Here is a 14,712-nt window from a genome sequence, read left to right as displayed (position 1 = left end):
CCCCCCCCCGGCCGCCCGCGCCGGGGGGGGGGGGGCCCGCCAGCCCCCCCGCGGGGCGGCTTGCGCCCGCGCCCCCTCGCCGACGACGAACCCGGCGACGATCGTGCCGGCGCCCGTGCGCGATTACTCGACTACTACCAGCACAGCGCCATAGCCGCGGACCGCTGGCTGGCCCGGTGGTCGCCGCCGGCCGCGAGTGCCCGCGTCGAGAAGTCCGCCACCGCACGGGAATTCGCCAATGAGATCGCGGCGCTGGAATGGATGCGGCTGGAACGGGAGAATCTACTGGCGTGCCTGGACGACATCGCTGACGCCGACCGGGCGCGGATGGTGACCTTCACGGGACTGCTGGCCGGGCTGCTCGACAGCGACGGGCCCTGGCCGCTGGCGCGCCAACTGCATCGACGGGCGGTCACCGCGGCCCGGCAACTCGGCGACCGTCTGGCCGAGGCCGACGCGCTGAACAACCTGGGGGCGGTGCACTGGCGCGCCGGGGATTACACCGCGGCGGTCGATCGATTCGAGGCGGCGCTCGGTCTGTACCGGCAGCTGGGTAATCGGCTCGGCGAGGCGAACGTTCTCAACAATCTCGGTAATGTGCACGAGGCCACCGGCGATTATGCCGTGGCGGCGGATCTGCATCGGCAAGCGCTGACCCGCTATCACCAGCTCGGAAATCTGCTCGGTGAGGCCAACGCGCTCAACAACCTCGGCAATGTGCACGAGGAGACAGGCGATTATCTGGAGGCGGCGGATCTGCATCGGCGCGCGCTCACCCTCTACCACCAACTGGGCAACCGGCTCGGGAAAGCGAACGCGCTCAACAACCTCGGCATCGTCCGCACCCGCACCGGACTCCACGCCGAAGCCGTCGACCTGCACCGGCAGGCTCTCGCGCTCTACCATCAACTCGGCAACCGACTCGGCGAAGCCAACGCGCTCAACAACCTCGGCATCGTCCGCACCCGCACCGGACTCCACGCCGAAGCCGTCGACCTCCACCGCCAAGCACTCGCGCTCTACCACCAACTCGGCAACCGACTCGGCGAAGCGAACGCGCTCAACAACCTCGGCATCGTCCGCACCCGCACCGGACTCCACGCCGAAGCCGTCGACCTGCACCGGCAGGCGCTGGCGCTGTTCCTGCAACTCGGCAACAAGCGCGGCGCCGCCGAAGTGCTCGTCGATATCGGGAAGCTGTTGCTGGGAACCGGTGCGCTCGGTGTGGCATTGCGCATGTTCACCGACGCGCTCGGCGTCGCCCGCGAGATCGGCAGCCAGCTCGGCCAGGCCCGCGCGCTCGAGGGCCTGGCCCGGTGCCGAGTGGGCCTGGGCGAGAGCGACGATGCCGCCGAACTGCGCGAGGCGATCGACATCTACCAGCGGATCGGAGCGCCCGAGGCCGTCACCGCCGCGGCGTATCTGGCCGCATTGGAATCGCGGCCGTCTCCGGCGTGAGGACGCCGCGGCGAAAGAGCTTGCCGCTAAGCCGTTTTCGTGACCTCGTCGAAGAGGTACCGGTCGACCGCCAGCCGGATCACCCGGGCGCGGCTCAGCCGGACCGCGTGGCACAGCTCGTCCAGCCGTTCGCTGTCGGGCGAGTCGATGTAGACCTGGGCCGGCTCGGAAAAACGCGGCCCCGCGCACCGGTCCACCGCGCCTGTCAGCGGATCGAAATCCTCGGGTTCGGCTGCGGGACAGGTATTGTCGGCCTTCGCGAACGGCGCGCGAGTGTCGCCGACACCGTCGAAGGCGTCCAGCATCGTGATCACCGCTGTCCGGATCAGGTCACCCTGCGAGACGGCCCGCGCGTCGGCCAGCACATCGATCAGCGACGTCACGGCGGGTGTGAAACCTACCGTCAGCCGTGACTCGACCTCGCAGCGTTTCATGAACGGCGCACCTCCCGGACGCGGCACCTCGGAAAATTTTACCAGGCATCCGCGCTGCGAACACGCTCGCGCTAGGACGAGTGCACCGGTGTGGGCCTGCCGAAATGGGCTTCCATATCCGGTGTGGGCCTGCCGATGGACAGGCCGTCCTCGACGAACGCGGGGACGACCGTGAATCCGGAGCCGCCCAGCCCGCCGAGATGCAGGACGCCGATATGCCCGGTGTTGCTGCGCGGCAACCATTCCGCCACGGCGCGCTCCGCGGCGGGCCGCAATCCGTACCAGAAGCGGTAGTCGCCGTCGTCGAGTGCCGCGCCGAAAACGGGTAGCCGTTCGAGCACTCGGTCCCGGATCTCCTCGACGGTCTCGGTGATGTAGCGGGGCGCGCGGGCCGGATCGGTGATGCCGTCCTCGAGTTCGGCGTAGACCTCGGGCTCGGTGACCAGCCTGCCCGACGCTCCGCCCAGGCAGATATGCCCGCAGGCGCGGTGCGGAATGCTGTAGGTCAGCTCGTGGTCGCGATCCTCGTCGCGCAGCACGATCCGGTCGAAGGGCGCCGGGACCTTCGCCGCGTCGACGAGCAGCAAGACGCCGAGATCGCCCTCGATGCGCTTGTCGTCGAGCAGGAACTGCGCCCTGTCACCGGCCGCGACGCAGGCCACCTCGGCACCGAATTCCGCTGTCACGCCGAGCAATTCATCGAGGTCGCGCAGGTGCCGCACGAGCGGGGTGACACCGGGCAGGCCGCCCACCGCGTCGTGCAACCGTGGCATGAGGGCGCAGGTGGAGATGATCGACCCGTCGTCGACGAAGGTGGCCCGGCTGTAGAACGGGGCCGAGAAGTCCAGCGGATCGGCCGCGATGGCGTTACCCGGACACCCGGCCGGCAGTCGGCGATGGCGCTCGCGGGTGAGGAAGACGCTCTCCGCGCGCGTGACGTAATCGCCGAAACCCAACTCCGACAACATGTGCCATCCACGCAGGGATCGCTGCGCCCAAGCGGCGACCCTCGGATCACCGGTCAGAAAGGGCATATGCCATCCGCAGGCACCGAAACTCGCGACCCGCTGGTCGTGGCGATCGGCGATCCACAGCACCCGTATCGGTTTCGCTGCCCGACGCCCGGCCGCGACCAGGTCGTACACGACCTGATGACCGGTGATGCCGTGCCCGACCACGACCGCCCGGCCCGTGCGCAACGCCGTCTCGACGAAAGTCTCCGGCTCGAATGCCTCGATATCGCCGGAGGTGAGGTCGTACATCGGAAGCACCCTCTTCCACCGGATCAGGGGCCTCCCCGCTGCCAGGCCCTGACAACTCGAGAGTGCCGCCGACGCGCCGGGTTGTCAAGCAGCACTCGACAACTCTTCCCGAACTGGTAAGCTCCGCTTGATTTCGAGCGGGGCAAAATTTGCCCCGCTCACCCGCGTTGTACCTGAGAGGGACAGCCATGCGCGAGGTGAAGCTCGCCGCCACACTCAAGCGTCTCATCGACGAGGGCGAGTACCGGGGTAACCGGCGGCAGGTGTGCGCCGAACTCGGAATCACGACCGCGGCACTGTCTCAGTACATCCGGGGGCAGACGACGCCGGGGCTGGACAAGCTGATCGCGATCTCGGATCTGTTCCAGGTCTCGCTCGATTACCTCATCTTCGGCGAGGACGCCGTCGCCGGGCCGACGGGCACCCTCGATTACGGGCCGCTCGCTCGCTACATGGAGGCGAGTCTCGCCTCCAGTCGCGCGGATATCGCCGCGCAGTCGGCGTTCGTGTCGAAGGTGGGGTCGATCATCGCCGATCAGATCGGCGTGGCGGTGCAGACCGCCGCGAAGCGGCCCACTACGTTCTCCGGCATGCTCGACCAGGATCAGGCCCTCGAGTTGGAGCGGTACAGCAAGGAAAGCACCATCGCCGCAATGGATCTCGACGCGGACCTGGTCCGCGTGGAGAGCGAGATCGAAGAGGGCGTGGCCGTGGGTCGTTTCCTCACGGTCGTCGCCGAAAACCTCTCCAAGAAGCGCAGCTATCGTTTCGTGCTGTCGCCGAAGATGCGCGATATGGATTCGCTCGTCGGGAAGTTCCGTGCGTTGCTCGTTCGTCAGCAGCTGAGTTCGAAGGACATCGATCGCTGCACCTTCAGCGTGGCCGCGGATCTGTTCTATGTCGGTTTCTGCCTGTTCCGGCTGGACGTGGCAAGCTTCCGCGCGCAAAGTCCCATTCTCTATCAATACGTCAAACCGTATATCGGCGCGGACGATCTGATCGGCTTCATCGAGCCGGGTTCGTCGACCCATTTGGGCATGTCGCTGATGGACGAGGATCACCGTCACTTGGCGGCGCTTACGCTCGAGCGCCTGATCCCGTAGTTCCACCCCCGAAATCACATGGGTACATCCCACACAATGAAAGGTTTTCATGTACCTGACCGAACGGCCGCGACTCAACGACGAGCCGCTGCTCGAGAACCATCGGCACGCTGTGTCCGCGCCGGCCGGCGACGCCGGCCCACCCCGGCGGACGCAGGGTGTGGTGGTGGCACGAATCGTCGAGGTCCGGCCACATCCCCTCGGCACCCGGGACCGGTTGGCGGTCATCGACCTGGGTAATGAAACCAAGCAGCAGGTCGTCTTCGGCGGCAAACGAGAACTCTCTTCGGGGCAATTGGTTCCGGCCGCGCCACCCGGCGCCCGGCTGCCCGGACGGAAGAAGATGCGGCGGCGGAGATACCGCGAGGAATGGTCTTTCGGAATGTTGTGCAGCTCCGACGAACTCGGATGGACCGCGGGTGGACCCGACGAGGTCGTGGTGCTGGATCCGAATTTCACCACGCCTCCGCTCCGTGCCGGGCAATCGCTGGATTTCGTTACCGATCTCCCGATTCTGCGGGATGAGCGGCGGAACGAAGCCGTCGCGGCGATGGCCGACTATGTCGAGTTCGGGCCGCTGTCACGATAATCGTGAAATCCCTGTCCGGTCTTGCGGCCGAAATGCCCGGCGTCGAGGAGTGCGGCGAGCGCGGGTGGAACCCGGTAATGCGTCTCGCCGGTCTCCTCCCGCAGCACCTCGAGGGTGTCGGCGACGTTGTCCAGGCCGATGAGATCGGCGGTGCGTAGCGGGCCCATCCGGTGTCCGAGGCATTGCTCGAACAGGGCGTCGACGGTCTCGGCGGTCGTGCCGGTGTCGAGGGTGGCGGCGGCCTCCGCGATGGACAGCATCAGCACCCGGTTGAGGACGAAGCCGGGCCGGTCGCCGACGACGATCGCTTCCTTGCCGAGCGCCGTGACCAGGGCGGTGGCGCGGGCCAGGGCGAGTGGCGCGGTCCGCTCGCCGCGCACCACCTCCACCGCGGTCGTCAACGGCGCCGGGTTCATGAAGTGCAGGCCCAGCACGCGGTCCGGTCGCCCGGTCGCGGCGGCCAGGCGCGCGATCGGGATGGCGGAGGTGCAGGACGCGAAGACTGCGTCCGCGCGGCAGTGCCGGTCCAGGTCGCCGAACAGCTTCTCCTTCAACGGGATCCGCTCGGTGGCGCATTCGATGACGAAATCGACCTCGCCCAGCTCATCGATCCGCCGCACCCACCGCACCCGCCCGGTGGCACCGGCGGCGGTGTGCCGGTCGCCGCGCCCCAGCAGCAGCGCCAGGCGCACGGCGTCGGCCAGGCCGCGGCGGGCGCGTCCGGCGGCGTCGCCGTCGGGCTCGACCACCTCGACCTCGTACCCGGCCTGCGCCAGGCATTGCGCGATACCGGCGCCCATGGTGCCCGCGCCGATCACCGCCACGACCCGGATGCCGTCCCCGTCCATCGGGGCATCCCCATTGCCGGTCACCGTCCCTGCCTCACCCTCACTCATCGCATTACCGTTGCCGCGCACCGGTTTTCCCCACGCTCACAGCCGTCGTCGCTTGCGGTACGCACGGTCACGACGTCCTCACACCTCGAAGACCAGCGGCGCGGGCGTTGCCGCCGCGGCGACTGCGGGGGCGTGCGGCGCGAGCGCTTCCGCCTGCGCGGACACGGTGTCGAGGTCGAACAGCATGCCCACCGAGATCGCGCCCGGCCACCGGGCCTCCAGGCGCAGATGCAGCGCCACCACACGATGGGAGTTGCCACCGACATCGAAAAACCGGTCGTCACGGTCGAATTCGTCGTGCGCGAGCACCTCGGACCAGATCTCGCCGACCGCCCGCTCACTGTCGGTCCAGCGTTCTCGAGACGGCCCCGGGCGGCGCTCGGGTGCGGCGCTCAGCAGCGCCCGCAGCGCCGCCTCGTCCAATTTGCTGCTGCCCGCCGCGATCGGCAGGGCGTCGATCGTCACGAATCGTTCCGGAACCGCTTCCGCCGCAAGGTGTTCGGCGCAGTACTCGGTCAGCGCGGCGATCGACGGCGCGGGACCGTCGGCCGGTATCCAGAACGCGGCCAGGTACACCGTGCCCTCGGCGTCGGCCGCGTCCAGCACGACGGTCTCGCGCACGGCCGGATGCCGCTCCAGCACGGCCTCGACGGCGGCGCGTTCGACCCGCACCCCGCGCACCTTCACCTGACTGTCGGCGCGGCCGTGGAACTCGATGTCGCCGTGGGCATCTACGCGCGCCAGGTCTCCGGTGCGGTACATCCGGCCGCCCGGCTCGGACGAGAACGGGTCGGCCACGAACCGGGTCGCGGTCGGTCCGGGTTGCGCCGCGTATCCGTCGGCGATCTGCGCGCCGCCCAGATACAGGTCACCGCGGGTGCCTTGGTGCGCGGGTCGCAGTGCGCCGTCGAGGATGTGGGCCGTCGTGCCGTCGGTCGGCGTCCCGATCGGCACCACGCTCCCGGACGCCTCCGGCACGAGGTGGCAGATACAGGTGACAGTCGCCTCGGTGGGTCCGTACTCGTTGTGCAGCCGGGCCCCGGGCAGCGTCGCGCGATGTTGCTCGACCAGGCTCGCGGAGACCGGCTCCCCGCAGACGGTGACCATCCGCAGCGTCGGCCGCAGCCCGGCCAGGCGCGGCAGCAGCAGCCGGTAATACGACGGCGTCGCCACGAAATGCGAAACGCCGTGCCGGACAGCGAGTTCGGCGACCGCGTCGACATCGGGGAGCATCCGGGCATCGGGCAGCACACTCGTCCCGCCGACGACGAGCGCCCAGGCGAGCGCCGCGAGGGAGCCGTCCCAGATCAGGCGCATGGCGGCGAAGGTGACGAGCGCGCCGTCGGTGTGCTCGAACGGCCGCGAGCCGATCATGGCGGCGAGATTGGCCCGCGACACGACGACCGCCTTGGGGTCGCCCGTCGAACCGGAGGTGGTGATCACGTACGCGGGCGCCCGCGCGGGTGGCGGAGGCGGCAGCGCCACGTCCGGCGGCTCGGCGTCGTCGTCGACCTCGAGCACCACCGGCGCGGTGGTTGTCCCGGCCAGCAGTGCCGTCACCTCGCCGGGCACGGTGAACGGGTCGCGCCCGTCGACGAGCACCGCGGTGCACCTCGCGGCGTCCACCACCGCACGGACCGCCGCCGCCGGGCGGCCCGGCTCGACCACGCACCAGGCCGCCCCCGCACGCAGCGCCGCGATCATGCCGATCAGGGTGTCGAGGCTCTGCCGCTGCCACACCATGACCGCCTGCCCGGGCCGTACCCCCGCGGCGACCAGGCGGCGCGCGAGAACCGCTGTGGCCGTGTCGAGTTCGCCGAAGGTGAGCGACCGGTCACCGACCACGAGGGCGGTGCGGCCGGGCACCCGCCCGGCTTGGCGGAGAATTCCCTCCAGCAGGTCGGTCATCGAACCACCTCGACATGGCCGGTGCCGCCGATCTCCTCGGGTGCGGCGGCGCAGGCGAGCAAAATGCGGTCGCTCGCGGACTCGACCACCTCGAAACCGGCGAAGCGCAGGGTCACCAGCATCACCCGATTCACCGGTGTCGTCACGAATTCCGCGGCGGGACGGCGACCTGCGGCCCGGGCGCGCCGCACTACCTCGCGAATCAGCGCCGTACCGACCCCCCGCGACATCACTCGGCAGGACATGAGCAGCAGGACCAGCACCGAGTCCGTGCCGCGCAGTTCCGAGACCGCCAGCCCGATGGTGCCGTAGCCGCCGAACCGGTCCCGCAGCGAGGCCACCAGCACCTCGTGCCGCGGGGAGGCGCACATCTCGCGCAGTTCGCCGATGTCGAAGGTGATGCCGGTGGTGTTGAGCTGATGCGTGCGCACGGTCAGTTCGTGGGCGCGCACCAGATCTTCCTCGGACGCCGGGCGCACGGTCATGACCAGGTCGAGCGAGGCGAGGAAGGCACTGTCGGGGCCGGTGAATTCGGCCTCCCCGATCCGGCGCGCGTGCTCGGCGCGATAGTACGACCGGCGGTGCCGAGCCTCCGGCGAGATCGCCGCGGGCGTGAACTCCGGCAGCTGCGGCAGTTCGGCGATACGGTCGGCCGGATAGCAGCGGACCTCCGGATACGAGCCCGCCACCTCCGCCAGTTCGACCGGATCGTTGTCGACGAACGCCATCGATTCGCGGCCGATGCGCAGCGATTCGGCGATGCGGCGGATCGCCTCCGACTTCGGGCCCCAGCCCACCTCGACCGCCGAGAACATGTCCTCGAGTCCGTGCCGGCGCAGATGCGCGGTGGCCGCCGATGTTTCGCCGCGGCTGGCGACGGCGTGCAGGATGCCGCGCTCGTCGAGGACCCGGATCGCGTGCAGCGCTTCGGGTTTCGGCTCACCGCCGTCGGCTTCCAGCACGACACCGGGCCACACCGTGTCATCGAGGTCCCAGACCAGGCATTTCACCGTCACCACGCGCCACCCCGCAGCACTCGTTCCCCGATGGCCACCTCGGCGACCTCCTGTGCTCCCTCGATGATCTGCATGACCTTGGCGTCGCGGTAGAACCGGCCGGCGCGGCTGTCGGGCGCGCAGCCGGCCGCGCCGAGGACCTGCACCGCCTGCTCGCTCACCGCGGCGGCGGCACGCGCCGCCGCGTATTTGGCGGCGATGGTCGCGACGATCGATTCCGGCGATCCGGCGACGCGCGCGACGGCCGCTCGCTCGCACAGTGCCTGCGCGCCCGCGACTTCCACCCAGCAGCGGCCGAGAGTGGCGCGGATCAGCTGATGGTCGGCGAGGGCGGCGCCGCCTTGGACGCGGCCGGCGGCGTGCCCGGCGGCATCGGCCAGGCAGGCCCGCGCGAGCCCGACGCAGCCCCACGCCACGGTGAACCGGCCGTGATCCAGCGCGGTGCCCACGACGTGGGAGAGGCCGAATCCCGGCGGCGCGATGAGTTGCGCGGCGGGTATCCGGACCCGGTCGAAGCGCAGGTGCGCCACGCGAGCGCCCCGCAGGCCCAGTTGATCCCGTACCGGCTCCACGGACACGCCGGGGCGGTCGCGGTCCACGAGCGCGGCGCACAGCCCGCCCGCCGCACGGCCCAGGACCAGGAACACGTCGGCGGCCTGCCCGAATGTCACCCACAGTTTGTGCCCGGACACCAGCCGGTCGGTGCCGTCGGGCTCGAAAGTCGTTGTGACAGCGGACAGCTCGGTCCCCGCACCGGCTTCCGTCGCCGCCAGCGCCGCGATCAGACCGCCGCCGGTGAGCCGGGGCAGCCAGTCGGCGCGCTGGTCGGCGGTGCCCCAGCGGTCCACCGCCGCGGCGACCATGGTGTGCACCGTGACCAGCGAGCGCAGGTTCGTGCAGTATTCGCCGAGCGTCGCGGCCAAGCGGCCGAGTTCGTGCGCATCGAGGCCGCCCCCGCCGAACTCGGCCGGACGGTCCGCGCCCAGCAGACCGGAACCGCCTGCCAGCGTGAGGATCTCGTCGGGGACACCGTCGCGGTCCCACCGGGCTGCGTCGGTCTCGGCGGCTGCCAACACCTTGTCGACGTCGATCACGGCTGCCCGGTCCCGGACCGCTTGCGTTCGACGAACGCCGCCGCGCGGGCCGCGGTGCGGAAGTTGCCGAGATCGAGATCCTCGACCTCGACCGTGATGCCGTAGGTCTGCTCCACGTGCACCACGATCTCCAGCGCCCGCAGCGAATTGACCAGTCCCAGCGCGAAAATGTCGTCGTCGGCGGTCAATTCGACCGAGGCGATCGAGCCGAAGTACGAAAGCAGTTCCGCCACCGGCCCCGCGCGGTGTTCCGCCGTCGGCTGCACGTGTTCCGCGACCACCCTCACCTCTCCAGCCTCGTCTCGGCGGCGAGTAGCCTGTGCCGTCGCCCGCAGATCACCACAACACGGGCGGTGATCACCGGCAAGACCCGGTTTCCACGGGCTGACGGCACGGCGGCTCCCGCGCTACCGGCCGTTCGGGCGAAGGATTTACCGCGCGTCGGCGGCAGTGAGCGCGCGGTCCAGTCGCGGGTAGATCGGGTACTCGATGCCCGAGATGTATTGCACGGTCCGCACCACCTGGCACGAATAGCCGAATTCGTTGTCGTACCAGACGTACAGGATCGCGGTGTCACCCTCGACGATCGTGGCATTGGCGTCGATGATCGACGCCGCGCGCGATCCGATGAAATCGCTGGAGACCGCGTCCGTGGCGGCGGTGTAATCGAGGTTGCGGCTCAACGGCCCGGCGAGCGAAACGCCGCGAAGATACTCCAGCACATCGTTTTTCGTCGTCTCCCGTTCGAGTTGCAGATTCAGGATCGCGACCGAGACATCGGGGGTGGGAACGCGAATCGAATTGCCGGTGATTCTGGCCTTGAAGTCCGGCATCGCCTTCGCGACCGCCGACGCGGCGCCGGTTTCGGTGAGCACCAGGTTGAACGGCGCGGACCGCCCGCGGCGGTCTGCCTTGTGATAGTTGTCCAGCAGGTTCTGGTCGTTGGTGAACGAGTGCACCGTTTCCACGTGGCCGCGCACGATGCCGTATTCGTCGTCCATGGCCTTGAGCGGCGGCACGATCGCATTGGTCGTGCACGAGGCGCACGAGAAGATTCGCTGCGACAGATCCAGGTCGCGATGATTGACGCCGTGCACGATATTCGGCACGTCGCCCTTGCCCGGCGCGGTGAGCACGACCTTCGCGATGCCCGGGCGCAGATGCTGCGACAATCCTTCGCGGTCACGCCATTTGCCGGTGTTGTCGATCAGAATGGCGTCGGCTATCCCGTATTCGGTGTAGTCGACCGCCGACGGATCGTCGCTGTAAATGAACTTGATAACGTTCCCGTTGGCGATGATCGTGTCGTTGCCGGTGTCGACCTTGATGGTGCCGTTGAACTGTCCGTGCACCGAGTCGCGGCGCAACAGCGACGCGCGTTTCACCAGATCGCCGTCGCCGCCCCGGCGCACCACCACGGCGCGTAGATTCAGCCCGTTGCCCGAACCGACCTTCTCGATCAGCAACCGCGCGACCAGCCGCCCGATGCGGCCGAAGCCGTACAGCACCACATCCCGCGGGCCCGGTGACCGCGCTTTGTTGCCATTGGTCACCTCGGTGAGAACCTGTTCGGCGAATTCGCGGACCGACATCCCGCGCGCGTCGGCGCGATAGGCGGTGACGAGCTGGCCGAGGTCGATCTTGCACGGCCCCAGATCCAGTTCGCTCAGCGCGCGCAGGAAGGGCAGCGTTTCGTCCACCGACAATTCCTCGCCCTCGATCTGGCGGGCGAAGCGGTGCGTGCGCAGAATGCTGATCACCGATTTGTTCACCAGCGACCGGCTGTGCAACAGAATCGTCACGCCCTTCGCCCGATACAACGTGCCGATGAGGGGAATCATCGCCTCCGCGGCGGCTTCCTGGGCGTTCCAGCGGTCAAGGTGTTCGGTAGTCAAGGCAGGTCCTCGGATTCCTCGATGGGGTCGCAGCACCGATGCTAATGAGGGCCGAGATATCACCGAGACCGCGTACCCACCGGTGAGGACGCGGAGGGCGCGCGGACCGAACCGTCAGGAGGCGGGCCGCAGATCCGCGCCGGGCGAGGGACCGGTGGGCAGACCGGAACGCAGGAAACTCTCCGTCGCGCCGGTGACCGTCGGCGTGCCCGCGGCGGTCAGGGCATGCGCCTTGAAGGCGCGCGCGGCGACGCTGAGCGTGTGCAGGACCGGCGTGGCGTCGTGGGCGGGGCCCGGCGGCCAGCCGTCGCCCCACAGTACGACCTCGGTTGCCTTGTGCCCCAGCGCGTTCAGCAGACCGCGCCGGGTGCGCGAGTCGTGCGTGCAGAGATCGGCGGCGACCGCCAGCGCCTGCGGGAGGCGGCCACCGCCGCGAGCGGCGAGCACCGGCTCCAGTTCCAGCATCTCGGCGCCGAGGATGCGCAGCGGGCGCGCGTCGCGGCCGTGCACGACGAGCACCGTGACCTCCCAGCCCGCCACCGCCCGGTCGAACAGCCAGCCGCCGGCGTGCTCGATGACGTCCACGATGTCGGTGGCGACCACGTCGAGCCGGTAGCGCGCCGGGCGCGGGCGAGGTAGCGGTTCGATACCCGGTAGCCGGTGCACGCGGCCCAGGCCGGTCCCCTCGAGACCGCGTGCGTAGAAATCGGCCGTGTGCATGCTGTCGTCAGCCACGATGCGGACGTCCCTTCCCGGCGGGAGCCGCCGGGGCTGTACTACTCGGGCGACCTGGGCCGGTTGGCAAAGCTTCGAGTACCTTCTTGCACTCGCCGGAGAATTTAATACTCTATTTTACACTTGTCAATTTTCTCACAGCTGTCTATCTTGAAGCCATGGCGTCCGAGTCTTCGCAGGTCACGGCCGTCGGCGACCGCCGTGTGCAACGCACTCGCGCGGCCCTGCTGGCCGCCGCGGTGCGGCTGGTATCCGAACGCGGCACGACATCGATCGCGGTCACCGACCTCGCCGATGCGGCGGGCGTCAGCAGACAGGTGGTGTATCTGCAGTTCGGTGACCGCGATTCGCTGCTCGCCGCGGCCGCGATGGATCTGGCCGAGCGCGAGCTGTATCCGCTGTTCCCCGATCTCGGCATCGACACGTTGCGGGCCCGGGTGCTGGCGGCCGCCCGGCATCTGGCCGGGTACCACCGCTTCTATCGGGCGCTGGTCACCGGTTCGTGCAATTTCGCCCTCCGCACCGCCGCCATCCGATCCTTCGAGCAGTTGCACCGCCAGACCCCGGTGCCGATCCTGGACACCCTGCCGCCGCCGGACGCGGCGATCGCCGGAACCTTCGTGGTCGGCGGGGTCATGGCGGTCATCGACGACTGGCTGCTCGCCGACCGCGAGCGCGAACCCGATCCCCTGGTTCTCACCGACCGCCTGCTGGCGCTGGCCGTCACCTTCACCGGACTGCGGCGCGGCTGACCGTCACAGGGCGAGCCGGGCGAGTTCGGTGCGCTTGGTGACACCGAGTTTCGGATACGCGCGGTACAGGTGGTGGCTGACCGTACGGGGACTGAGGAACAACTGGGCGGCGATGTCGCGGTTGCTGAGCCCAGCCGCCGCCAACCGGACGACCTGGAGTTCCTGGGGTGTGAGCCGGGCGGTCGGGTCGTGGTCGTGGGGCCGGGCGACCGGCCGATCGCCCAGGGCGGCCAGTTCGGCGCCCGCTCGCTCGGCCCAGCCCGCGGCGCCCATCCGCTCGAAGGCGTGCAGGGCCGCGGTCAGCCGAGCCTGGGCGTCCGTGCGGCGGCGTTGGCGGCGCAGCCACTCGCCGTACAGCAGTGCGGTGCGGGCGTGGTCGTACGGGCAGTCGTCCTCGTCGTGCCGCAGTAGCGCTGCGCGGTAATGGGTTTCGGGGTCTGCGGACAGCAGGGCCCGGCAGCGGTGGACCAGGGCGGCCGCGGCGGGCTGCCCGGTGTGCTCGGCCCAGTCGGTCAGGGTGTCCAGATAGCGTGCCGCGCAGGCGGTCCGGCCGCTGCGCACGGCCGCTTCGACGTGATCGGGAACAGCGCGGACGAGGAAATCGCGGCGGGCCGGGCCGGCGCACACCGCGTCGAAGTGGTCGGCGGCGGCCTCGAACCGTCCGGCGCCGAGTTCGAGCAGGCCCAGCGCCCAGGTGGCCAGGGCGGCATTGGTCGGATGGCGAGTCCGGTTGCGCAGCATGGTTTCCGCGTGGGCACGGCATGCGGCGGCATCTCCGGCGACGGCGGCCAGCCACGCCGGAATGGCGCTCATGGTCATCGTTTTGGTGTCCTGGCCGAGATCCGCGGACACCGATAGGGCCTCGGTCACCGCGGCCTCGGCGTCGCGGAATCGGCCGCGTAGCAGCAGCGCGATGGCGAGCGGTTCCTGCGCGTAGGGCAGCCAGCCCAGCGCGCCGGATCGGCGGGCGTCGGCGACCAGGCCGGTCAGTATCTCGATCGCGGCGCGGTCGTCGACGATCAGCGCCAGGTAGCCCGCCAGCACCAACTCCACCCGGCCGACCGAGCGGCCCTCCCGCGCGGCGGCGACGAACGCGCGCATGCCGGTGTAGCCCGCGGCGGCGTCTCCGTCGAAAAGCGCTGCCAGCCCGGTCATTCCGTCGACCACCGGGCGTAGCTCGGAGCCGGGTTCGAGAGGGACGGCGGCGAGCAACCGGGCGGCGGCCCGCACCAGGTCGTGCGCGCCACCGTCCTTGGCGCACCCGATCGCGTCGGTGAGCATCGAGACAGCTTGCGCCGGTAGCGTTTCCACGATCGGCGCGGCGCCCCGCACCATCAGCTCGGCGGCCGCCGCGGGCGATTCGCGTTCGTAGGCGAGCTGCGCCCGTATCCAGGTGGCCTCGGCGAGCGTGTCCGCGCTGCTGGTGAGATCGGCCGCGGCCGTGGCACAGCCGGTGGCGCGGTCGAGTTCACCCGCGTCGTAGGGCCCGCGGGCGGCGCCCCCCCGGCGGGGGCCGCCGCCGGGGGGGGGGGGGGCGGGCCGGGCGCCGCGGTGGCGGGCCGGCCGCCCC

At 69.9% G+C, this 14,712-nt stretch carries 14 protein-coding genes; 4 read left to right on the top strand and 10 right to left on the bottom strand.

Translation table 11 applies throughout. The annotated features are described in order from the left end of the window. Nucleotides 1–1,458 (top strand): tetratricopeptide repeat protein (locus tag QH470_RS23215; protein WP_280274469.1); only part of this gene is annotated, 1,458 nt, incomplete at its 5' end. A gap of 26 nt (nucleotides 1,459–1,484) precedes the next feature. Here the strand turns inward: QH470_RS23215 and QH470_RS23210 are convergent. Together QH470_RS23210 and QH470_RS23205 are read right to left on the bottom strand one after the other, a co-directional pair. Next, nucleotides 1,485–1,892, bottom strand: coding sequence for a hypothetical protein (locus QH470_RS23210; RefSeq protein WP_280274468.1), 408 nt, complete (start codon nucleotides 1,890–1,892; stop codon nucleotides 1,485–1,487). A gap of 71 nt (nucleotides 1,893–1,963) precedes the next feature. Next, nucleotides 1,964–3,154, bottom strand: a complete 1,191-nt coding sequence (locus QH470_RS23205) for an FAD-dependent oxidoreductase (RefSeq protein ID WP_280274467.1) — start codon at nucleotides 3,152–3,154, stop codon at nucleotides 1,964–1,966. Between the two features lie 188 nt (nucleotides 3,155–3,342). Here QH470_RS23205 and QH470_RS23200 point away from each other — a divergent pair, with 188 nt between their 5' ends. Then, nucleotides 3,343–4,257 carry a helix-turn-helix domain-containing protein gene (locus QH470_RS23200; RefSeq protein WP_280274466.1) on the top strand — a complete coding sequence of 305 codons (915 nt, stop codon included), beginning with the start codon at nucleotides 3,343–3,345 and terminating at the stop codon, nucleotides 4,255–4,257. A 49-nt stretch (nucleotides 4,258–4,306) separates the two neighbouring features. Continuing rightward, on the top strand, nucleotides 4,307–4,846 hold the full coding sequence (locus QH470_RS23195; protein ID WP_280274465.1) for a hypothetical protein: 540 nt from the start codon (nucleotides 4,307–4,309) through the stop codon (nucleotides 4,844–4,846). Here the strand turns inward: QH470_RS23195 and QH470_RS23190 are convergent. From QH470_RS23190 to QH470_RS23160, 7 genes are all read right to left on the bottom strand, one after another. After that, nucleotides 4,816–5,742 carry a 3-hydroxyacyl-CoA dehydrogenase family protein gene (locus QH470_RS23190; RefSeq protein WP_280274464.1) on the bottom strand — a complete coding sequence of 309 codons (927 nt, stop codon included), beginning with the start codon at nucleotides 5,740–5,742 and terminating at the stop codon, nucleotides 4,816–4,818. The genes QH470_RS23195 and QH470_RS23190 overlap by 31 nt on opposite strands. 78 nt (nucleotides 5,743–5,820) lie before the next feature. Further along, on the bottom strand, nucleotides 5,821–7,650 hold the full coding sequence (locus QH470_RS23185) for a non-ribosomal peptide synthetase (protein WP_280274463.1): 1,830 nt from the start codon (nucleotides 7,648–7,650) through the stop codon (nucleotides 5,821–5,823). Further along, on the bottom strand, nucleotides 7,647–8,666 hold the full coding sequence (locus QH470_RS23180) for an HAD-IIIC family phosphatase (RefSeq protein ID WP_280274462.1): 1,020 nt from the start codon (nucleotides 8,664–8,666) through the stop codon (nucleotides 7,647–7,649). Before QH470_RS23180 ends, QH470_RS23185 begins: the two co-directional genes overlap by 4 nt. Further along, the gene (locus QH470_RS23175) at nucleotides 8,663–9,760 is read right to left on the bottom strand and encodes an acyl-CoA dehydrogenase family protein (RefSeq protein WP_280274461.1); all 1,098 of its coding nucleotides are present in this window, start codon (nucleotides 9,758–9,760) and stop codon (nucleotides 8,663–8,665) included. The genes QH470_RS23180 and QH470_RS23175 overlap by 4 nt, the downstream gene beginning before the upstream one ends. Then, nucleotides 9,757–10,047, bottom strand: coding sequence for an acyl carrier protein (locus QH470_RS23170; RefSeq protein WP_280274460.1), 291 nt, complete (start codon nucleotides 10,045–10,047; stop codon nucleotides 9,757–9,759). The genes QH470_RS23175 and QH470_RS23170 overlap by 4 nt, the downstream gene beginning before the upstream one ends. A gap of 144 nt (nucleotides 10,048–10,191) precedes the next feature. Further along, nucleotides 10,192–11,601, bottom strand: coding sequence for a glyceraldehyde-3-phosphate dehydrogenase (locus tag QH470_RS23165; RefSeq protein ID WP_425302766.1), 1,410 nt, complete (start codon nucleotides 11,599–11,601; stop codon nucleotides 10,192–10,194). A gap of 168 nt (nucleotides 11,602–11,769) precedes the next feature. Next, nucleotides 11,770–12,390: a hypothetical protein gene (locus tag QH470_RS23160; RefSeq protein WP_280274458.1), complete on the bottom strand. Its 621-nt coding sequence runs from the start codon at nucleotides 12,388–12,390 to the stop codon at nucleotides 11,770–11,772. A 158-nt stretch (nucleotides 12,391–12,548) separates the two neighbouring features. Here QH470_RS23160 and QH470_RS23155 point away from each other — a divergent pair, with 158 nt between their 5' ends. Further along, the gene (locus QH470_RS23155; protein ID WP_280274457.1) at nucleotides 12,549–13,142 is read left to right on the top strand and encodes a TetR family transcriptional regulator; all 594 of its coding nucleotides are present in this window, start codon (nucleotides 12,549–12,551) and stop codon (nucleotides 13,140–13,142) included. Nucleotides 13,143–13,145: 3 nt separating this feature from the next. On the opposite strand, the gene QH470_RS23150 is transcribed toward QH470_RS23155, so the two are convergent. After that, nucleotides 13,146–14,712 (bottom strand): helix-turn-helix transcriptional regulator (locus QH470_RS23150; protein ID WP_280274456.1); only part of this gene is annotated, 1,567 nt, incomplete at its 5' end.

The sequence above is a fragment of the Nocardia wallacei genome (genome assembly GCF_029868745.1).
Classification (GTDB): Bacteria; Actinomycetota; Actinomycetes; order Mycobacteriales; family Mycobacteriaceae; genus Nocardia; species Nocardia wallacei_B.
The sequence above is the reverse complement of the archived record's forward strand: the minus strand, read 5'-3'. Positions and strand labels throughout refer to the sequence as shown.

Coding starts and splice junctions, on each gene's coding strand:
- QH470_RS23190 (WP_280274464.1), bottom strand. CDS start 5,742: ATGAGTGAGGGTGAGGCAGGGACGGTGACCGGCAATGGGGATGCCCCG.
- QH470_RS23185 (WP_280274463.1), bottom strand. CDS start 7,650: ATGACCGACCTGCTGGAGGGAATTCTCCGCCAAGCCGGGCGGGTGCCC.
- QH470_RS23205 (WP_280274467.1), bottom strand. CDS start 3,154: ATGTACGACCTCACCTCCGGCGATATCGAGGCATTCGAGCCGGAGACT.
- QH470_RS23165 (WP_425302766.1), bottom strand. CDS start 11,601: ATGATTCCCCTCATCGGCACGTTGTATCGGGCGAAGGGCGTGACGATT.
- QH470_RS23155 (WP_280274457.1), top strand. CDS start 12,549: ATGGCGTCCGAGTCTTCGCAGGTCACGGCCGTCGGCGACCGCCGTGTG.
- QH470_RS23195 (WP_280274465.1), top strand. CDS start 4,307: ATGTACCTGACCGAACGGCCGCGACTCAACGACGAGCCGCTGCTCGAG.
- QH470_RS23200 (WP_280274466.1), top strand. CDS start 3,343: ATGCGCGAGGTGAAGCTCGCCGCCACACTCAAGCGTCTCATCGACGAG.
- QH470_RS23210 (WP_280274468.1), bottom strand. CDS start 1,892: ATGAAACGCTGCGAGGTCGAGTCACGGCTGACGGTAGGTTTCACACCC.